Genomic DNA, 21,444 nt, shown 5'->3' with positions numbered 1-21,444 from the left:
CTAAAAATTTGATCATTTTTTTACGCGTCCATTTCGCCGGCGATGAGGTTTAAAGAAGACATCACCATAATAGCGTCACTTAGCATTCCGCCTTTTACCAGTTCTTCATAAGCCTGGTAGTAAATAAAGCAGGGGCGGCGGAAATGAAGCCGGTAAGGGCTTCTGCCACCATCGCTGATAAAATAAAAACCGAGCTCGCCATTGCCGGCTTCGATGCTATGGTAGACTTCTCCTTTCGGCATATCAATTTCACCCATGATGATTTTGAAATGCCAGATCAGCGCCTCCATTTTTGTATACACATCTTTCTTTTTGGGAAGATAGTACTCGGGCACATCGGCATGGTAAATCGTGGCTTCCTCGCCTTTCAAATCGTTCAGCTTTTGCATGGCTTGCTGAATGATGCGAAGGCTTTGCCACATTTCACCGTTACGTACCTGGAAACGATCATAACAGTCACCTGTTGTTCCTACGGGAATATCAAATTCAAATTCTTCATAACGACTGTAAGGCGCAATTACCCGAACATCATAGTCGACGCCAGCAGCCCGCAGGTTGGGGCCTGTAAAGCCGTAGTTTAACGCTCTTTCGGCGGAGATGGCGCCCACGCCCATACAACGTTCCATGAAAATGCGGTTGCGTGTGAACAGGTTTTCAAACTCCTCCAAAACCGGCGGATACTCTTTTAAAAACCGTTCTATTTTTTCAAATGCCGTATTGTTGAAATCTCTTTCGAAACCGCCGATGCGGCCGATATTGGTGGTCAGCCTCGACCCGCAGATCTCTTCATAAATCTCATAAATGAGCTCGCGGTACTGCATCACGTAGAGAAACCCTGTGTAAGCGCCGGCATCCACGCCCATAATTGAGCTGCAAATCAGGTGGTCGGCGATGCGTGCCAGTTCCATTACAATCACTCTCAAATAATCCACGCGCCTCGGCGTTTGAACGCCCAGCAATTTTTCGCAGGTCAAATGCCAGCCCATATTATTGAGCGGCGCCGAGCAATAATTCAGCCTGTCGGTAAGCGGTGTAATCTGGTAAAGCGGCCTGCGTTCTGCAATTTTTTCAAAAGCGCGGTGAATGTAGCCCACCGTTGCGTCGGCAGCAACAATTTTCTCGCCATCGAGCTCAATAATATTTTGAAACACGCCATGCGTAGCAGGGTGCGTCGGCCCCATATTGAGCGTGGTCGTTTGCTTTTCAATACTTCCCGCCGGGAGATTTATATTTTGATGTAAATCTGACATTTGCTTATATCTTGCTCGTCTTTTTTATTTTTTTACCAGCAACACTGTTTCTATCGCCTGTGTTGCCTGACTGCCCGTAGGCAGGCGTCGCACCCTTCAACAACTCTAAGGCTACGGAGCTTTTTCATCCTCCGCAATGGTGCCGTGCATCGTTTTTTCGGTGCCAAACCCCAGCATGCCGCCGCGGCCAAACATTTCATCATCCTTATCTGTGCGGCTTTGATCTTCCAATGGATATTCTTTCCGCATCGGGAAATAATCCATTTCTTCAACGTTCAATATCCTGATTAGATTGGGGTGGCCAATGAAATTAATGCCATAAAAATCAAACGTCTCGCGCTCCATCCAGTTGGCGGCCGCGAAAACGCCTGTTGCCGTGTAAACATCCGGCTGCTCAATACTCACAAAAATTTTAAATCTTAAGCGAATATTCTCTTTGATATTGTGTAAGTGATAAACAACCGCCAACTCCCTGCCTTTTTGATCAGGGTAATGCACGCCGCAAAGGTCGGTAAGGAAATTGAAGGATAACGATGCCTCTTCCTTCAAGAAATTGAGCACTTTGAGATTGATTTCCTTATCTGCATGAAAGTTTAAAATGCCATACTGTACTTCGAAATCAGCAACCTGATCACCGAACTTATCAGTAAGTTTTTGTTGTATCAATTCTGTAGTCAGTGCCATACTGCAATCCCAAAAGGGAATTTTATATGTTATAGTTTTCGTTCTTCTTGTTCAGCAGCGGCGGAAATTATTGTATGCCGTAGCTGTCGAGCAGCGCCTTATATTGCTCGCTGTTTCTTCTTCTCAGGCTTTCTTTTCCGATCAAATCCTGGATGCGCATCACGCCGTCGAGGATCGCTTCGGGCCTGGGCGGGCACCCCGGAACATAAACATCTACCGGTACCACCTGGTCGATTCCCTGCAACACGCTGTAAGTGTCGAAAATGCCACCGCTGCTGGCGCAGGCGCCGACAGCAATTACCCAGCGGGGTTCCGCCATCTGAAGATATACCTGTTTTACAACCGGCCCCATTTTCTTCGCAATCGTTCCCATAACCATCAAAAGATCGCACTGGCGGGGCGAAAAACCCACGCGCTCGCTACCAAAACGGGCCAAATCATAAGTGGCGCCCATAGTCGCCATAAATTCGATACCGCAGCAGGACGTAGCGAAGGGGAGGGGCCAAATGGAATTCTTTCTGGCCAGGCCAATCACGCTGTCGAGCGTGGTGGCAAAAAATCCCTGCCCTTCGTGGCCGGCCGGCATTTCTGCCATGCTGATATCGGCCTCCAGCGGTTTTTGTTTTATATTGTAAGAAACTGGTCTCATCGTTTAATTTTCCAATTTAACATTTCCGGTATACGAAGGTTTTCACAAACCGGAAATTTAAGATGTACTTATAATCATTAGTCTTCCCACTTCAGCGCTCCTTTTTTGATGATGTAAGTGAATCCGCAAACAAAGAATCCAACAAACATCAAAACTGCATAGAAGCCGCTCCATCCCAAATCCTTGAAATTAACAGCATAGGGGTAGAAGAAAATTACTTCCACATCGAATAATACAAATAAAATCGCTGTTAAAAAATATTTGATCGCCATGGGTTGACGGGCGTCGCCATGTGACTCGATACCGCTGGCAAAGTTGGCCAACTTGTCTTTTGTCTTACGTTTCGGACCTAAAAGGTGCGTTACAATTACGAGCGTGATGATCAGTCCTGCAGCAAAAATGAGTTGCAATCCGATCGGTAAAAAAGATTGCGCTGTATTATTAGTAACAACGGTTTCCAGTAAATAAACCATAGCTTTTGTTAATGAGCAAAAATAAGGCAGGTAAGTCAATTAACCTTAAACATTAGAACATTTTAATGATAATTTGATGACAATTGGAGGGGTACGCATAAAAAAACACCCCGTTTTTTGCGGAGTGTTTTTAAAAGAATGTTTAATCTATTTTATTCCTGCGAGGTCTTCGTAGAATCGGTTGCGGCAGGTTGTGTCGCACCGGTACTGTCGGTAGCAGCAGCGCCTGAACCTTCTACGCCCGGAGTGCCACCCATCGCTTTAATATATCCGGCAATTTGTTCTTTCGCCGTAGGGTCGTCAGCGTTGTTGTAAGCCAACTGTAAATATTTTAGGCCATTCGGCGTATCTTTCTGCACGTTGATATAAAAGATAGCCATAGCTGTGGCGGTTTTAAATATTTCGGCTCTTTTTGTAACAGCTGCTGAAGTATCATCTGGAGATTGTAAATAATTAATATACTTGTCCGCATCTGAAAGCATCAAATTCTGAGCATTTGTCGAGTCAAATATTTTACTGCTGTTATGGGTGAAATAATAACCGTAATTCCATTTAGGGAATTGCGTACGTGCTGCATCAAATACTTTCCAGGCTTTTTCGTACTGGCCCGACTTATAATAACCGGTATAACCTGCGTTAAAATAATCATTGATGGTTAATTTATCGGCTGGTTTTACTTCCAGGATTTTCGCATAAAGGTCACCGGCCAACGCGCTTTTTCCTGCTTTGGCAAAAAGTTTGGCGCCTTCCTCCAACATATCCACTTTTCCTGCAATGGTGGTATCTGCCGCAGCCGCATCCATATATGTTTGCACCACTTCAGCTTCTTTTCCGGGGGTAGTGGAATAAGCGGTAGCTTTTAACGCATAATCCTGAGCTACCAGATCATCTTTAGACTGATTTTCAAAATAATCTTCTACAAAAGGAATCGCTGCTGCAGTATCCTTATTGGCTATAAGGCTATATGCAACCAGTTTATAAGCTTTAGGGTCTGTTTTGTCCCCTGCTTTGGCAATGATACTTTTAGCCAGATTTATCGCCCCAGTATAATCTTTAGCAAAATAAAGCCCTGCGGCGTTAAAGTATTCGTTGTTGGGGTCAGGAGGTAATAAAGCTACGATCTTATCTCCGTAAGATTTTGACTTCGCTGCATCCTGCGCAGTAAAGCTATAATATTCGAATAATTTCTCTAAAGCCGCTACATACGATGGATTGGCCGCAACGGCTTTTTCCAAGGTTTGCAGATACAGATCCGTATTTTTTTGCGATCTGAAGATCATCGCTTTCCTGAATTCTGCTCGCGCAAAAGTGGGGTCGGTGTTCAATGCTTCCTGATAAAAAGTAAAAGAAGGGCCACCGTTACCCGGGTTTGCTTTTAATAAGGCATCAGCCAGGTTGGTATAAACGTCGGCCAATAATTTGGGATCTCTTTTCTTCTCTTTGATGCCCATCATGATATTTTTGGCCTCGGTAAGCTTGGTAACCGCAAAGTTGATATCACCAACTTTGTCTACATTATTATACGCTCTTGCGATGGCTCCGCCAACGGCATTTAACACTTTTACCTGTTCTTCATCACCTTTACCAGTAGCTGCGATAGCCGCATCGAAACTTTGTTTTGCCTCGTTTCCTTTTTTCTCGAACAATTGCATTTGCCCTTTTGCCGCCAGCAAATAAGGGTCGTTGGCATTGGCCGCCGACGCTTTCGAGATCACCTCGTTTGCCAATTTATAATTCCCCTGCTCAAAATAAGACTTAGCCAGCCAATAGGCAGCGTCAGGCTTATCTGCGCTTTTTTCTAAAATACTTACAGCTGAAGCGTAGTTTCCGTTGTAGTAAGCTGCAACACCATCCTCTACGGACTGTGCATACACCGCTGTGTTCAACAAAACTCCAAGTGCAAGTAGATGGATTGTTTTCTTCATCATCATTTTTGTTTGTAGTTGTTTAATTAAGTATTTGTAAATATAATTTTTTCCATTTAAATAGCGTCTTCTTTAAGCTGAATAGGCCGGACAATAAAATATCGCCTTCCCGGCATCAAATAAGCGCGCTTGAAGATAAGCTGGCCTATCTCGCCCCGAAGAAACGCTGCAAATCCTGTACCTAATCCTCTGTACTTTTCCTTCAGGATATACGTTAAATCTCTGGTGATCGGATATCGCTTCCCATATAAATTGGCCTGAACCGGCAATATATACTTTCCTTCTTTATCTGAACTTTTTAAATGCGCAATTTTAACTTTTTTTAAAAAACTCAATTGTTGTTCGTCTTCAGGGTTTCCAATCCAGCTGACCCCGATAAATCCGACCGCATTGGGGTGAACGGCCACATATTCTATCACCGAATCGCTGGTATTGGCCGCCACCGCTTTGTTGGTCAGCGGCGCGCCTTTTAAAACCGAATCGACCATATGCCTTACGGTACTTGTTGTTTTAACACCGTCAAACACAGGAAAAAATGGTTTTGAATAAGTGCCCGACAGGATCGCTTTAATATCAGACATATTAAAAAGCGAATCGGTGGCATTGGGGTGAACAATTACCGCAATCGCATCTCTCGCCACCGGCAACTGATCGATAGAAACCTTCAAAGAATCACTAATCGCTACTTTTTCAGGTGCCGACAGGCTAATCGTAGATATCACCATCCTGATGCTGTCGTTCCAAAGATCTTTGACACATTCTGATTCGGGTTTGTATTGAACATTGATGGTAGTGCCGAAATTATTCGATTCATATACTTTAACCAGCTCATCAACAATAGGCTTAAAACTTATATCTGCGCTGATGGTTATTTCGCCGCTGGTAGGCGTATCGGGCAATTCTTTCTGCTGATCTTTATAGGATTTGCAGGAGCAAAACAGCAGGCTGCACCAAAGGGCGATGGTATAAAACTTTTTAACTTTCAAGTAAGCTATTTAAAATAATCTTTTTTGTATCCGCGATATAACCGCCACGATCCGTACGCTACCGCAAGCACGCCATAAATTTTATCAAAAATATCCGGCGGATATAATTTATTCAACCTGATATCGAGCAAAAAACGGAAAAACAGGAACAAGCCGATCAATATGATAAGCGTGCCCATCACATAGTCGAAAACAGACTTCATGCGCGAAACCTGCTTGTTGCGCTGCTTCTCATATTCTTCGTTCGATTTAATACTCATTATATTGTATGAATGCGGCAAGATAAAAAACTTTTCTTTTTAGACGCAAATTGTTTGAAAGTGCATAGCTGAAATACTATAGTAAATGTTAATAGTGATCAATAGAAACAATTGCTATTTTTACCTCTCTATATGTATTTTATTAAAACGCCGGGCTGGGTAAAGCGGGTTTTTAGCGCATATACCTGGCATGTGCCAACAGAACAAAAGGAATTATACCTCACGTTTGACGACGGGCCACACTCCGTTGCAACACCTTTTGTTCTAAATCAGCTCGATCAATACAATGCCAAGGCTACGTTTTTTTGTTTGGGAAAGAATGTGATAGACTATCCTGGCATTTTTGCGGATATCATTGAAAAAGGCCACAGTGTGGGTAACCATACCCATAACCATCTCAATGGCTGGAAAGTGCAAGAGAGCGCCTATTTAGCCAATGTGGAGCAGGCCGCGCAACATATCGATTCTGACCTGTTCCGGCCGCCCTATGGTCGGCTCAAAACCAGGACTGGACGAAGTTTGGTGAAAGCGGGCTACCAAGTTATCATGTGGGATGTGCTGAGCGGCGATTTCGATCTGAAGATAAGCGCTCAAAAATGCAGCGACAATGTACTGACGCGGGCCAGGCAAGGTTCGATCATTGTTTTTCACGATAGTCAAAAAGCGCTCGCGCATTTGCAATACGCGCTTCCGCGGGCGTTGGAATATTTTGCTACGCTTGGTTTTTCTTTTAAAAGATTAGAAAACAACCGCTTAAATAAAAAAGGGCCTGGGTAAATACCCGAGCCCGATTTTTAATCCGTACCCTATGAAAACTTGTTATAAAGTTACAATATTTTTGTAGATATATACAAGAACAAAAATATATTTAGAAATTTTCTAATAAATTAGCAGAAAACATAGAAAATGTTTATAGATACGCACGCTCACGTTTATTCTGAGCAGTTTTTAGCTGATAATGAAGCATCCATCCAACGCGCAGCCGCGGCCCGGGTGGAAGTTATCTTAATGCCGGCCATTGATTCTCAAACACATGAAGCGATGCTTCGTTGTGAAAGAGAGGGGCCGGTAACTTGTAAAAGCATGATGGGCTTGCATCCCTGTTCGGTAACGGCCGATTTTGAGAAAGAGCTGGCAGTCGCCGAAAAATATTTTCAATCGAGGAAATTTGTTGCGGTGGGTGAAACCGGCCTTGATTTTTATTGGGACACCACTTTTAAAGACCAGCAATTGGCGGCCTTTAACCAACAAATGGAATGGGCGATTCAATACGATATCCCGGTTGTGATTCATAGCCGGAACGCAACCGCAGTGTGTATTGAAGCTGTTGCAAAGAAGATAGACCGGGGGCTAAAGGGCGTATTCCATTGTTTTGGAGGTTCCTGGGAAGAAGCGGCGGAAATCATCAAATTGGGTTTTTACCTGGGTATTGGCGGCGTGCTGACTTTTAAAAAATCCGGCCTTGAAGAAGTGATCAAAAAGACGGGCCTGGAAAATATAGTACTGGAAACCGATGCGCCTTACCTGGCGCCGGTTCCTTATCGCGGTAAAAGAAACGAGCCTGCTTATCTTCCCCTCGTTGCTCATAAACTTGCGGAGGCGGCGTCACTTTCGGTGGAAGCTGTGGCGGATATAACAACGGCCAACGCGAAAAAATTATTCGGGTTATAGCGGCAGAAAGCCCTATTTTTGCAGCCCATTTTAAAGGAGACGTGTCCGAGTGGTTGAAGGAGCACGCCTGGAAAGTGTGTATACGGGCAACCGTATCGCGAGTTCGAATCTCGCCGTCTCCGCAAATCGCATTGTTCGCAATGCGATTTTTTTATGCTTGCCCATTCCTCATAAAACTTTAACGCGCAACCGTTTGCGCAAATGCGTTTTTTTTATTATATTATATTTGCCTCGATCAATCACCGGGAAACCGGTCAAATTAAATCAGTAATTGCTTAGCATTCGCAATATCGGCCGCTTATAACTGCGTATGGGTGCATTAATTCCCCATACATTTCGGCTGCGAAAATCTTATCAAAATTTAATCAACCGGGCCGCAATACCCGGGACAGGATTAGGTTGACATTTATTCAGGAATTGCTGGTCATTTGCAAGCGTAAATGCTTGTACAAACCATAAATAATGATTACTGCCTACTATAACAGATACAGGGTTAAATTGATTGCCATTGCCTATAACTACGGCTATTCAAAAGAGGAGGCCGAAGACATGGTGCAGCAGTTTTTTCTTGAAATAATGCAAAAGGAATTGCCGGGCGATATCCGAAATCCTGAAGCGTTTTTAGTAACCGCCTTTAAAAGGAGGATGATCGATTATTTTCGGGCGGCTAAAACCCGGGAAGCTCATCACGCACCTGAGGAAATGAATCTGGATTCAACCCAGGAAATATTAGAGCGACTGGAAACGGACCACCTGGTTATCGAGCAGTTGACCTACGCTTACAAACAATTGCCAGGCCGTTGCCGGCGTGTTATATATCTGAAGTATTATGCAGGACTTACTACGCAGGAGATTGTTGAACAAACAGGGCTTACCCAGCAAAATGTTTATAATAATTTGTCAAAAGGCATCAGCCTGCTTCGAAAATCACTAAAATCAAAAGTGGATCACGCACGGATGGGCTCGCTGCTGATGTGCGTTTTCTAAGCCAAGTTAAAATTTCTTTATTTTTTTTTAAAAAAAGTTGTTAGGTTTTTCCAGCGCTTCCGTCTATATCAGTTGTAGTCTTATTTCATTATGATTTATTCGATTGAGCAACTTGCCATAGACGATTCTTTCATTCAGTATTGTTTTGAAAGTGATGAAGCCGCCGTTAAACGCTGGAACGGTTATCTGCTGGAGCATCCCGAGCAATTGATGGCCATGCAGGAAGCAAAAGCCATTGTCTTAGGTTTAAAAACGATGCTTCGCAAAAAGCAAAATGAATTGTCGGCACAGGAATCTGAGCGCGAACATTTATTGTATGTGGCCGAATACGATCAGATTCCTGCGATGCAGCATCCACGCCGGGGAGCAGGATTTAGAAAATGGTCCGTGGCTGCGGCCATGCTGTTGATATCGCTGGTGTCTGTGATTTTCTTTATCACTCAGTCAACGGCTGAGCCGCAAACACACTTGCTCGCAGCGCAAAAGATTGCTACCAAAACCGTGATACATAAAAACCTGCTCCTTCCTGATGGAACCACCGTAAGGCTCAATATACAGAGCCAGTTAAAGGTGGCGCCAGAATTTGGCATCAGCAACAGGGACGTTTATTTAACCGGCGAGGCTTTGTTTGATGTAGCGCACAATGCCGCTCTCCCTTTTGTTGTGCATGTGAAGAATTATAAAGTAAAAGCGTTAGGCACCAGGTTTAATGTCAAAGATTATCAGGATGAGCAACTCAGTGAAACTTCCTTGCTGGAAGGAAAAGTTCAAATTCTTTTTGATAAAAAAGATGGCGAAAAAATATATCAAACGCTTGCAGTAAATGAAAAATTTGTCCTCAAAAAAGAAAATGATACAGCCGAAAAACCAGAAGATCATGCTGCTGTGCAACCCATGGCCTATTATGAAAAAAATAAAAATGTTGAAACAGCGTGGGCAGAAGGGTTATTGATTTTTGAAGACTGGACTCTAAACGATATAAAAGCGACCCTCGAGCGAAAATTTGACGTGGACATCGATATTCGGGACAGCGAGGTGGGTAATTATAAATACACCGCCGCGTTCAAAGACGAGGATATCGCCGCGGTAATGGAGACACTCCAGATGTCATATCCTTTTAAATATACCATCGAGGGAAACAAAATCATCATCGGGAAATAAGAAAAAAGGGAAGAAATGGTGGCCGCCATTCTCCCCTCGTTGAATATAAATGGAAGAACAAAACTGTCTTCCACCTACTTAAATCAAATTAAAAGTATGAAAAAAACTGCTTGTTCCAAAAGGAGGCCGCTGTGGCTTTTCAAATCGTTACTGTTTATGAAACTATTTATCGTGTTCACCTTATTCACAGGCATGCAGGCTTTTGCTTACACAGGCGCCGGGCAGGAAAAGGTAACACTGGAATTGGAAAACGCGCGTTTATCCAACGTGTTAAGGGCGGTGCAAAAGCAAACCACCTATCGCTTTGCTTTCAGCAATAAGGTGGTAGATGATTTCGGCACAGTCAACGTAAGGGTAAAGGACATCCAAGTGATGGACCTGTTGCCACGCTTATTGAAAGGCACCGGCCTCGAGTTTGTGCCTATGGGCAAAACACTCATAGTCGTCAGGGAATCTGCAGAAACCCGGGCCGCGGGCGGCGCCTACCAGCAGGCCCCAACCATCGGAACTGGCATCAGCAAACAGCTTGACATAGAAGTAACGGGGCAGGTAACCGATAGCGCCGGACAAATTTTAAGCGGTGTTTCTGTCTCTGTAAAATCAAAACCGAGCGTCGGCACTACCACCGACCTGAACGGGCGCTATATTTTAAAAGTGCCCGAAGGGTCTGTTCTGGTTTTTACGATGACCGGTTATCAAACACAGGAAATTCCGGTAGGAAGCAAGACCAGTATAGATGTGGTGATGAGGCGGGATGTTCAGAATATGGAAGACGTGGTAATTACGGCCTTCGGACAACGGGCGAAGAAAAGAGACCTTATCGGATCCGTAACTTCTATCAATCCAAGCGAATTAAAAATACCCGCCAGCAACCTGACTACGGCCATTCAGGGGCGCATCGCCGGTGTGGTTGCTTTTCAGCGTAGTGGAGAGCCCGGCGCAGATAATGCCGATTTCTTCATCAGAGGCGTGAGTACTTTTGGTGTCAACCAGCGCCCGTTGATCCTTTTAGACAATATGGAAGTAACCGTGGAAGACCTGGCCCGCGTTCCGGTTGATGATATTGAAGGGTTTAGTATTTTGAGAGATGCGACGGCATCTGCCGTTTACGGTTCTCGTGGCGCCAACGGGGTAATTCTAGTCACCACCAAATCGGGTAGAGAAGGTCCGCCGAAGATTTTCTTAAAAGCGGAGCAACGGGTTTCAACGCCCACCAAAAGGCTGGACCTTGCAGATCCCGTAACGTTTATGGTGATGAACCGGGAAGCTATTCTAACACGCGATCCCTTAGCGAAAGATCAGCAGGAAGTGTACTCGCTTGAAAAAATTGATCGCACCATCGCCGGTGACGATCCCAATTTATATCCGGCAATTGACTGGTTAGATTTTGTGACCAAAAAAGTAACCACCACCAGAAAGTATTACCTGAATATTTCCGGGGGTACACAAATGGCGACTTACAGTATTAGCGGTGACTTTTCTACCGATAACGGATTACTGAAAGTAAGTCCCATCAACGATTTTAACAGTAACGTGAGATTTAATGTGTATAATCTCCGTTCCAACATTAGTTTGAATATCACCAAAACTACCAGCTTAAAAGCCAGGTTGAACTTAAACGTGCAGGATTACAACGGGCCGCCCGTAACCGGAAGCGAGGCTTTCGGTTTGGCCCTGCGTTCTAATCCTGTATTGTTTCAACCTGTTTACACGCCGCCTGAAAGTATGTCCTGGATCAGGCATCCGATGTTTGGTAACTATGCCGAAGGCGGTTACACCAACGCGTACGCAGAAATCGTTAGAGGATATTCTGAAAGGAAGCGCAGCAACATGTATTTTCAACTCGATCTCAATCAAAAGTTATCTTTCATTACCGAGGGCTTGGCTTTTCGTGGTTTGCTAAACCTGACGCGTAATTCTTTTTTAAGTCAAAGGCGCGTTTACAATCCGTTTTATTATACGCCCATTCAAAACTTTGAAACAGGGCTGGTGGATAATTACCAGGTCATCAATCCTGAAGGAGGAACAGAGTATTTAAACTTCGTTCCCAATGAGCGTGATCAGGCCGCTATTTTATATGGTGAAACACAATTGTCATATAACCGGGAGTTCGGTGACCACAATATAAGCGGGATGGTCGTGGGAACGCTTCGGGATAATGTTCAAACACCGGAAAGTTTTACCCTCCTTAACACGCTCCCTTACCGCAATGTGAGCCTGTCGGGAAATGCCACGTACTCACTAAAGCAAAAATATTTCGCGCAGTTTACCTTTGGGTACAATGCGTCGGAAAGATTTGACGAAAAATTCAGATGGGGCTTCTTTCCTTCATTTGGGGCCGCCTGGACGGTTGACAGAGAGTCGTTCATGGAAAGCCTGAAGCCAACCATCAGCAAACTTAGATTCCGTTTTACTTACGGATGGTTGGGTAACGATAATGTAAGTACTTCCAATAACCGATTCTTCTATCAATCTATTGTAAACCTCAACGCCGGAGGGCGCGGTTACACTTTTGGATTGCCAACAGTGGCAGTAGATCCTTATGCCGGTGTGTCCATTCAGCGCTATGAAAATCCGAATGTACAGTGGGAGATATCGAGGCAAACCAACTTTGGTATCGATTTAGGACTCTTTAACGGAGCGCTGACTTTTACAGGGGATTATTACCGTCAATACCGCTACAATATCGTTCAGGAAAGGGCGGGCGTTACTGCGTCGGCCGGTTTCCAGGCAGATATTCTGGCGAATGTGGGAAAATATAAAAGTCATGGATTTGACGCTGAAATTGTTTACAACAAAAACTTCAGCCGCGATTTCTGGATTCAGTCCAGAGGGACGTTTACTTACTCTACCGGCTCTTTCATTTTTTATGACGAGCCTACTTATGCTTATCCCTATTTATCAAGGGTAGGCCTTCATGCCAATCAAACCCGCGGCTATATTGCTGAGCGCTTATTTATCGACGATGCGGAAGTGAGAAACAGCCCGCAGCAGTTATTTGGTGGCGAAGCCGTGTTGGGTGGCGATATTAAATATGTTGATGTTAACAACGATGGCGTCGTAAACGGCGATGATATCGTACCTATTGGCTATCCAACGGTGCCGGAAATTACTTATGGTTTTGGTCCAAGTATTGGATATAAATCTTTTGACCTTTCTTTTTTCTTCAGCGCTATCGCGCGCACGTCGCTGTTTATCCGGCCATATTACAAGAGCGGTAACAACTATGGCGTTGCACCTTTTGGAAACCGCTTTTCTCCCAACTCCGTGCTGCAGGTTTGGGCCGACAGCTATTGGTCGGAAGAAAACCAGGATATCTATGCGCGCTGGCCGCGTCTCAGTCAAACCCCAACCGCTAATAACACTCAAAACAGTACGTTTTGGATGAGAGACGGAGGTTTTATAAGATTGAAACAGGCCGAGCTGGGTTATAATCTAAAAGGTATTAAACTAAAAACATTAAACATTCAGAGTTTGCGCATGTATCTCAGCGGAACGAATTTGTTCAGAATTGGAAGTTTTAAACTCTGGGATCCTGAGATGGGAGGCAATGGATTGGCCTACCCGCTTCAGCGTGTTTTTAATTTTGGAATCATAGTTAACTTATAAAAATCAGTTATGAGAAAAATATTTTTTATTTCACTTATTGCCGTCCTGTTCGTTGCGGGCTCGTGTAAAAAATTTCTTGACATCGTGCCGGACAATACACCGGTGATTGACCAGGCTTTTAGCCTTCGCGTAATGGCGCAGCGTTTTTTAGCCACTTGTTACAATCGGCTTCCGTCTAATACTTATCTCGGTGGAGACCGTTATCTTCTTGCTGATGAATTTTGGCTGAATTCTACTTCCAATTTTTCATCCGGCTCTTATCCGGCATGGTATATTGCCATGGGGCAACAAAACGCCAACTCGCCATTACTTAATTATTGGGGAAGCAATGCTTCCGGCGCATACTGGCAGGGCATTAACGATTGCAATATCTTGATTGAGCGTGTCAACGAAGTGCCCGATATGGCTGAGCCTGAAAAAGAAATGTGGGCGGCAGAAGCCAAAGTGTTGAAGGCGTACTACCATTTTTTATTGCTGCGCGCTTACGGGCCCATTATTATACGGGATAAAAATTTATCGGTGTATGGCGATCAGGTTGAGATGCAGGAGCCGCGCCAGCCGGTCGATCAATGCTTTGACTACATAGTAAACACGATCGATGAGGCCATGCCGCTATTAATGCCGATTGAGGAAAATGGTAATCTCGAAATAGGACGTATCACACAAATCGTGGCAAAATCGATCAAAGCCATGGTTTTGGTGGAGGCGGCAAGCCCTTTATTTAATGGCAATACAGACCAGGCGCTGCTGAAGGATGAGAATGGCGATCCGCTCTTTAATCAAACTTATGACGCTTCAAAATGGGAGCGTGCGGCTATAGCTTGTAAAGATGCTATTGATTTTGCTGCAAGCAATGGAAAAAAGCTGCACACCTGGGTGCCGGCGGCCAATCTTACCATTAAGAATCCATCTACTTTTTGGCAGATGAATTTAAGAACCGCTGTGAACGAATCTGATGGTAATGCTGAAGCGCTTTGGTTCGATACCCGAAGCGTTGGCGGAGGAGGTTTTCAGGCAGCTTTCACGCCACGCGGTTTTCACCCCAACACGGTGTCCAACGCAGCTATCACCAGTTTTATGGGCGCTACGCTTAATATGGCAGAAAAATTCTATTCTAAAAACGGCGTTCCCATCGAGGAGGATATTACCTATCCTTATCAGAATAGATACGAGCTGGTAACTGTTCCCTCCACGGATGCATATCAGTTTGATTTGCAGGCTAACTATAACACGATCCATTTTCATTTAGACAGGGAGCCGCGTTTTTATGGCACATTATCTTTTGATGGAGGCCGCTATTTTATGATGTCGGAATTGAGCGATGAAGATGCACTGAATACGAATTATACCGGCAGGGGTAATATTAAAAGTTTCAACGTTGTAAATAATCAGATCACGGGATACATGGTGAAGAAATATGTGAACGCTCAAAACTCTTACGGAGGAAGTAATGCCTACTCTGCTCGGCCTTACGCTATTCCCATCATCCGCCTTGCCGATCTGTATTTGCTTTACGCCGAGGCCGTAAACGAGTTCCAGGGGCCTTCGCCGGAAGTTTACCAAAGCATCGACAGCGTTCGCGCCCGCTCCGGGCTGGGGGGCGTAGTAAGTTCCTGGCAGCAATATTCTTCGCAACCCAACAAACCCGCCAGTAAGGACGGTTTGAGGGAAATAATCAAGCGTGAAAGAACGATCGAACTCGCATTTGAGGGTAAAAGATTTTGGGATCTGCGCAGGTGGAAAGATGCAGTGTTTGAACTGAATACACTTATTCTGGGATGGGATGTAAAGCAAAGATTAAGCGCTGCCTTTTACAGGCCCAATGCCTTGTTTAGCCGCACGTTTACCACAAAAGACTATTTCTGGCCCATCAGCCTGGATGAAATGAGAAGAAATCCAAAACTGAAACAAAATCTGGGCTGGTAGGGAAGTTGTAAACCAGGCTTTAATGAAATAAGATTATACAAAGTATTCTTTAATAAAAATATTCAACAATGAAAAAGAATTTTTTCTTCAACCATCTTTCAATGGTACTGCTGCTGGCTTTTCTGGTAGTGGGCGGATTGAGATGTAAAGAAGATATAGGCATAGAGATCAACAAAGTGGGAGAGAAGCCCGGGCCGGTTTCTAATGTGCAGGTGACGCCCATTTCGGGGGGCGCGGTAATAAAATATACCCTGCCGCTTTCGGAGGATTTGAGATATGTAAAAGCAACCTACAAGCTCGACAATGGTATCGAGCGAAAAGCTAAATCTTCTATTTATAAAAATGAAATCATCGTGGACGGCTTTGGCAAGGAAGGGTCTTACGACATCGAATTGCGCTCTGTGAGCGTGGGTGAAGTAGAGTCGGAGCCGACAACCATAAAAGTGGATGTTTTGAGGCCGCCTCATCAGTTGGTATTAGACAAGATGGAAAGCGGCAGCATCGTGACCACATTCGGCGGATTGAACCTGACCTATGTGAACGAAACCAAGGCCGACCTGGTAATCAGGGTAATAAAGAAAGATGCTTCCGGCGCCTGGAATCCTGTTGAAGCAGCCTACACCAATTTTGAAACAGGAACGATCCGCATCAGAGGGCAGCAGGCTGTTCCCACCGATTTTGGCGTTTTTATTGAAGACAGATGGGACCATTCGTCAGATACTTTGGTAATGAATCTCACACCCATAGAGGAAGTGGCGATACCCAGAGACCGTTGGGAAAAGATCTCGCTCCCCGGTGATGTAGGCAACCGCGGCGGTGGCTTTGACTACAGAGGGATTTGGGATGGTAACACGAACCGGGGCTACCTGTCTACCAATTCAGGCGTCACCCCTGTGGATGCCAATTCATCGGCATTTACCTTAGATCTGGGTGTGCCGGTTCTGCTGAGCCGCATGCTCATTTGGGCCACCCGGTATAGTAATATTAACGACGTGTATGGCCCCGCCCATATTTTCGATTTCGAAGTTTATGGCAGCAATCAACCCAATCCTTCAGGCGCCTGGGATAGCACCTGGACGCGGCTGGATCATTTTGAAAGTGTTCGCCCCAGTGGTTTTGCTTTCGGCGTACCGGCTACCACTACCGAGAGGGATTATATACGAGATAACGGTGAAACTTATGAGTTTTCCGATCCTGTTGCATTTGAAAAATTCAGGTACATCAGGTTTAAAGTAAATGCAGGATGGAGCGGCGTTTTTGAAGGCAATCCAACATTCTTCATCTACGAATTATACTTATACGGACAACTTTAAAACTTAATGATATGAATAAAAATATTTTGATGATCATCGGGCTGGCGTTGACGATGTTGGGCCTGACAAAATGTAAAAAGCCGGCCGATTATTATTCTGCTGGATATTTAAATAAGGCTGAAAATGCGAAGCCCGGTCAGGTCGATTCTCTGCAGATCTTAGCGGGATATAATAAGGCAAGGATCAGGTTTAAGGCCAGCCCCGATCGCCGTGTGAAACAGGTGAAGGTTTTTTACAACACTTCCTTGAGTGCGCTTGTTAAAGATACTACGATCAATCTATCTGACGCTGATTATGGTAATTATGTTTCCGTCGATATTCCCAATGTGCCTGAAGCGACAGCCTTTGTTCGCGTGGTGGGGTTGGATGAGAAAGGCGACGTTTCCAACGGGGTTGAAGCTGTGGGTACGATTTATGGCGAGAAATATATTTCATCGCTGTCTAACAGAATCTATCGGAATATTACAACGGTGGATGGAGTGAAGCAGATCAATTTTCAAAATGAAAGCGGTAAGCCGCGCGACACCACGGTATTTTATACGCTTCAACGGACCGTTGTAACCTATCCCACCACCACGGGCGAATTTGCTACGGTGCAGCTTTCTCCCTTTTCAAACGCTGTTGCTGCGCCTGATATGGCAGGCTCGGGTACTATTTCCCATTATTCGGAATATAAACCCGCCGAAGATGTGATTGATATCTTCAAAGCAGCGACTGTAACGGTGGAGTTTTAATTTTTCGACAATAAAAGTTCTGGCTACGGTGCGAGAGGCATCGTAGCTTTTTTATGCGCGCTTATTGCAGTTGCATCCCTGCGATGCCTGATCGCTCCACATCGGTATGTGAGACAGCGGGCATATGCCGCAATTAGTTACATTTGCTGATATGCAAACACAAATGCCATCTCCGGGGCTTCGTTTCCGACAAGCTATGGAAACGGAAAAGCCTTTACAGATTGTAGGCGCCATCAACGCTAATCATGCCTTGCTTGCCACGCAGGCCGGATTTAAAGCCATCTATCTCTCAGGTGGCGGTGTCGCTGCCGGATCACTGGGCGTTCCCGATTTGGGAATTACCGGGTTAGACGATGTGCTGGTTGATATCAATCGCATTACTAATGTAACTGACACGCCCCTGCTGGTGGATGTAGATACCGGGTTTGGCGCTTCAGCATTTAACATTGAACGTACGGTAAAGTCGTTGATCAAGGCGGGCGCTGCGGCGCTGCATATCGAAGACCAGGTTGGCGCCAAGCGTTGCGGCCATCGGCCGGGGAAAGAAATTGTTTCGAAAGAAGAAATGGTCGATCGGCTCAAAGCCGCTGTAGATGCCCGTTTCGACGATAATTTTGTCATCGGCGCCCGAACTGACGCTTTTGCTAATGAGGGTATTGAAAAAACTTTAGAACGCGCCGTTGCTTATAAAGAAGCGGGGGCCGACTTTATTTTTGCCGAAGCGGTTGCTGAACTTTCCATTTACCAACAATTTGTGGACGCCACAGGCATACCGGTTTTGGCGAATATTACCGAATTTGGGATGATACCGATGTACACGATCGACGACCTGCGCGATGCGGGCGTGGGGCTGGCGCTCTACCCGCTTTCGGCTTTCAGGGCAGCCAATAAAGCTGCACAAAATGTGTATCATCACATTCGAAAAGACGGAACACAAAAGAATGTATTGGACACGATGCAGACCCGGCAGGAGTTGTATGAAAGTATCAACTACTTTGCCTACGAAAAAAAGATTGATGAACTGTTTAAATCATAATCAATATGAATGCAGACCAACCTGTGACATTTAAACCAAAAAAAAGCGTGGCGCTTTCCGGCGTTGCCGCCGGCAATACAGCCCTTTGTACTGTGGGTAAAACCGGTAACGATTTGCATTACCGCGGCTACGACATCAACGACCTGGCGCAGCATGCCGCCTTCGAGGAAGTCGCTTATTTGCTGATTCACGAAAAGTTACCAACCGCGGTTGAACTGAAAGCCTACCAGAAAAAATTAAAATCGTTGCGCGGCCTGCCCGAAGTTGCCCGGAATGTTTTAAAGCAACTACCGGCGGCTGCTCATCCCATGGATGTTTTGCGCACTTATGCCTCTGTGCTGGGTACGGTACTTCCAGAGAAAGAAGACTATGCGGTTGCCGGTGCTCGGGATATCGCCGATAAACTGCTGGCTTCTTTTTCGTCTGCATTATTGTTTTGGTATCATTATTCGCATAGCGGTAAAGAAATTGAGGTGGAAACAGACGACACTACCACCGGCGGGCATTTTCTTCATCTGTTGCATGGCGCCACACCGTCCGAAAGCTGGGTGCAGGCGATGCAGGTTTCGCTCAATCTCTATGCCGAACACGAGTTTAATGCCTCGACGTTTACCAGCCGTGTCATCGCGGGCACAGGGGCTGACCTTTATGCGGCCGTAACCGGCGCTATCGGAGCGCTGCGGGGACCGAAACACGGCGGCGCCAACGAAGTAGCTTTCGATATTCAAAGCCGTTATGCAAATGCCGATCTTGCCGAAGCAGATATTAAAGCCCGGTTGGAAAGAAAGGAAGTCATTATCGGATTTGGCCACCCTGTGTATACCATTGCAGATCCAAGAAATAATATTATCAAGCAAGTGGCGCAGACGCTCTCTGAAGAAGCGGGAGACATGCGGCTTTTTTCGATCGCCGAACGGCTTGAAAAAGTGATGTGGGAGGAGAAAAAAATGTTTCCTAATCTTGACTGGTTTTCTGCGGTGGCGTATCATCTGATGGGCATACCGACCGCTATGTTTACCCCTTTGTTTGTTGTTTCGCGCGTGACAGGGTGGAGCGCTCATATTATCGAGCAAAGGCAGGATGGCAAGATCATTCGCCCAAGCGCAAACTACACCGGGCCTGAAAACCTGAAATTTGTAGCGATAGCGCACAGGCAATAGATTATGCGATGCCGCCCATTCGCCATTCACAATTGACTATTGACTATTCACCATTAACTATTGACTATAAACTATTAACCCAATCATTTCCCCTTTAGTCTTTTAAATTATCACAACATAAATATTTTAAACTACTCATGTCTTCTCATATTTCAAACGAAAGGCCGCAACCAGACAAGGTTTTGGCCGATATCGCAGACTATGTTTTAACCTATAAAATAGAAAGTGAATTAGCCTTGACAACGGCGCATTATTGCCTGCTCGACACATTGGGTTGCGGGTTTGAAGCGCTCACGTATCCGGCATGCACCAAATTGCTGGGCCCCATCGTAGCGGGAACGGTTGTTCCCAACGGCGCCAAAGTGCCCGGCACAAACTTCCAGTTGGATCCTGTTCAGGCGGCTTTTAATATCGGCGCAATTATCAGGTGGCTGGACTTCAACGACACCTGGCTGGCAGCTGAATGGGGACACCCTTCCGACAACCTGGGCGGCATTCTTGCTACTGCCGATTGGTTGTCGCGCTCCGGACTTGCGGAAGGGCGTGCGCCGCTCACTATGTTGCAGGTGCTGGAAGCCATGATTTTGGCGCATGAAATTCAAGGCGTGCTGGCGCTCGAGAACTCTTTCAATCGCGTGGGCTTAGATCATGTCATATTGGTGAAAGTGGCTTCTACGGCGGTTGTCGGTAAGTTACTGGGGTTGAATCGCGAACAGCTTATTAATGCAGTGTCATTGGCTTTTGTCGATGGGCAGGCTTTGCGAACTTATCGCCACGCTCCCAACACAGGTAGCCGCAAATCCTGGGCTGCCGGCGATGCCACTTCGAGGGCGGTTCGCCTGGCGCTGATTGCGCAAACCGGTGAAATGGGGTATCCATCCGTACTTACCGCGAAAACATGGGGTTTTTACGATGTTTCATTTAAAGGCAATCCGTTTTCTTTTCAACGAGCATACGGCACTTACGTGATGGAGCATATCCTTTTTAAAATATCTTTTCCTGCGGAGTTTCATTCTCAAACGGCGGTCGAGGCGGCCATGATTCTCCACGGGCAAATGAAAGAGGCCGGGCGCAGCACTGATGATATCAAACGAATTATTATAAGAACCCACGAGGCTGCTATCCGGATTATTGACAAAAGCGGCCCGCTGAATAACCCCGCCGATCGCGATCATTGCATTCAATATATGGTAGCTGTGCCATTTTTATTTGGAAGACTTACAGCGGCCGATTATGAAGATGATATAGCCGCTGATCCTCGTATTGATGAACTGCGCAGCAAGATTTTTTGTGTCGAAGACGCACGCTTTACGGCCGATTATCACGACCCCGAGAAAAGATCGATAGCGAATGCGTTGATGGTCGAGCTAAACGACGGAACCACCCTGGACGAAGTGGTTGTAGAATATCCCATCGGGCATAAACGCCGCCGTGAAGAGGGTATTCCCAAGCTGATTGAAAAGTTTAAGATCAATACCGCCCGTATTTTTGACGGTGCTCAACAGGAGCGCATTCTGAAAACAGGATTAGATTATCAAACGCTGGTTCAAATGAAAGTGCACGATTTTGTTGATTTGATGGTAAAATAGTTATAGCGCTTTTACAATCGGGCCTTGCCTC

18 protein-coding genes and 1 tRNA gene are annotated in these 21,444 nt (G+C 45.5%); 12 read left to right on the top strand and 7 right to left on the bottom strand.

Annotated elements, in window-relative coordinates; all coding sequences use genetic code 11:
• Positions 1–20 precede the first annotated feature (20 nt).
• The 7 genes from ABDK00_RS13460 to ABDK00_RS13430 form a co-directional block, all read right to left on the bottom strand.
• Entirely contained in the window at positions 21–1,250 is a 1,230-nt protein-coding gene (locus tag ABDK00_RS13460; protein WP_346236877.1) for an NADH-quinone oxidoreductase subunit D, read from the bottom strand.
• Between the two features lie 111 nt (positions 1,251–1,361).
• A complete protein-coding gene (locus ABDK00_RS13455) occupies positions 1,362–1,934 on the bottom strand; it encodes an NADH-quinone oxidoreductase subunit C (RefSeq protein WP_346236878.1) in 573 nt (190 codons plus the stop codon).
• Positions 1,935–2,001: 67 nt separating this feature from the next.
• On the bottom strand, positions 2,002–2,583 hold the full coding sequence (locus ABDK00_RS13450; protein ID WP_346236879.1) for an NADH-quinone oxidoreductase subunit B: 582 nt from the start codon (positions 2,581–2,583) through the stop codon (positions 2,002–2,004).
• A 77-nt stretch (positions 2,584–2,660) separates the two neighbouring features.
• Complete coding sequence (locus ABDK00_RS13445) at positions 2,661–3,056, bottom strand: NADH-quinone oxidoreductase subunit A (RefSeq protein ID WP_346236880.1); 396 nt, start codon at positions 3,054–3,056, stop codon at positions 2,661–2,663.
• Positions 3,057–3,208: 152 nt separating this feature from the next.
• Positions 3,209–4,987 (bottom strand): tetratricopeptide repeat protein, encoded by a 1,779-nt coding sequence (locus tag ABDK00_RS13440; protein WP_346236881.1) that lies wholly within the window; start codon positions 4,985–4,987, stop codon positions 3,209–3,211.
• Between the two features lie 50 nt (positions 4,988–5,037).
• Entirely contained in the window at positions 5,038–5,967 is a 930-nt protein-coding gene (locus ABDK00_RS13435) for a substrate-binding domain-containing protein (RefSeq protein ID WP_346236882.1), read from the bottom strand.
• A gap of 5 nt (positions 5,968–5,972) precedes the next feature.
• Entirely contained in the window at positions 5,973–6,227 is a 255-nt protein-coding gene (locus ABDK00_RS13430) for a hypothetical protein (protein ID WP_346236883.1), read from the bottom strand.
• A gap of 132 nt (positions 6,228–6,359) precedes the next feature.
• Here ABDK00_RS13430 and ABDK00_RS13425 point away from each other — a divergent pair, with 132 nt between their 5' ends.
• From ABDK00_RS13425 to ABDK00_RS13370, 12 genes are all read left to right on the top strand, one after another.
• Positions 6,360–7,004, top strand: a complete 645-nt coding sequence (locus tag ABDK00_RS13425; RefSeq protein WP_346236884.1) for a polysaccharide deacetylase family protein — start codon at positions 6,360–6,362, stop codon at positions 7,002–7,004.
• Positions 7,005–7,133: 129 nt separating this feature from the next.
• The gene (locus ABDK00_RS13420) at positions 7,134–7,898 is read left to right on the top strand and encodes a TatD family hydrolase (RefSeq protein WP_346236885.1); all 765 of its coding nucleotides are present in this window, start codon (positions 7,134–7,136) and stop codon (positions 7,896–7,898) included.
• A gap of 35 nt (positions 7,899–7,933) precedes the next feature.
• Positions 7,934–8,020 (top strand) — tRNA-Ser (locus tag ABDK00_RS13415).
• 340 nt (positions 8,021–8,360) lie between these two features.
• Entirely contained in the window at positions 8,361–8,885 is a 525-nt protein-coding gene (locus tag ABDK00_RS13410; protein ID WP_346236886.1) for a sigma-70 family RNA polymerase sigma factor, read from the top strand.
• Between the two features lie 90 nt (positions 8,886–8,975).
• Positions 8,976–10,046 (top strand): FecR family protein, encoded by a 1,071-nt coding sequence (locus ABDK00_RS13405; protein WP_346236887.1) that lies wholly within the window; start codon positions 8,976–8,978, stop codon positions 10,044–10,046.
• Positions 10,047–10,202: 156 nt separating this feature from the next.
• Positions 10,203–13,655, top strand: a complete 3,453-nt coding sequence (locus ABDK00_RS13400) for a TonB-dependent receptor (RefSeq protein WP_346236888.1) — start codon at positions 10,203–10,205, stop codon at positions 13,653–13,655.
• A 9-nt stretch (positions 13,656–13,664) separates the two neighbouring features.
• Positions 13,665–15,581 carry a RagB/SusD family nutrient uptake outer membrane protein gene (locus ABDK00_RS13395; RefSeq protein ID WP_346236889.1) on the top strand — a complete coding sequence of 639 codons (1,917 nt, stop codon included), beginning with the start codon at positions 13,665–13,667 and terminating at the stop codon, positions 15,579–15,581.
• 68 nt (positions 15,582–15,649) lie between these two features.
• Complete coding sequence (locus ABDK00_RS13390) at positions 15,650–16,894, top strand: DUF4959 domain-containing protein (protein WP_346236890.1); 1,245 nt, start codon at positions 15,650–15,652, stop codon at positions 16,892–16,894.
• Positions 16,895–16,905: 11 nt separating this feature from the next.
• Complete coding sequence (locus ABDK00_RS13385; RefSeq protein WP_346236891.1) at positions 16,906–17,628, top strand: DUF4998 domain-containing protein; 723 nt, start codon at positions 16,906–16,908, stop codon at positions 17,626–17,628.
• Positions 17,629–17,779: 151 nt separating this feature from the next.
• Positions 17,780–18,664: a methylisocitrate lyase gene (gene prpB / locus ABDK00_RS13380; RefSeq protein WP_346236892.1), complete on the top strand. Its 885-nt coding sequence runs from the start codon at positions 17,780–17,782 to the stop codon at positions 18,662–18,664.
• A 5-nt stretch (positions 18,665–18,669) separates the two neighbouring features.
• Entirely contained in the window at positions 18,670–19,824 is a 1,155-nt protein-coding gene (gene prpC / locus ABDK00_RS13375) for a bifunctional 2-methylcitrate synthase/citrate synthase (protein WP_346236893.1), read from the top strand.
• A gap of 137 nt (positions 19,825–19,961) precedes the next feature.
• Positions 19,962–21,413, top strand: coding sequence for a bifunctional 2-methylcitrate dehydratase/aconitate hydratase (locus tag ABDK00_RS13370; RefSeq protein ID WP_346236894.1), 1,452 nt, complete (start codon positions 19,962–19,964; stop codon positions 21,411–21,413).
• Positions 21,414–21,444: the final 31 nt, after the last annotated feature.

Source organism: Niabella insulisoli, from assembly GCF_039652435.2.
Taxonomy (GTDB): domain Bacteria; phylum Bacteroidota; class Bacteroidia; order Chitinophagales; family Chitinophagaceae; genus Niabella; species Niabella insulamsoli.
The sequence above is the reverse complement of the archived record's forward strand: the minus strand, read 5'-3'. Positions and strand labels throughout refer to the sequence as shown.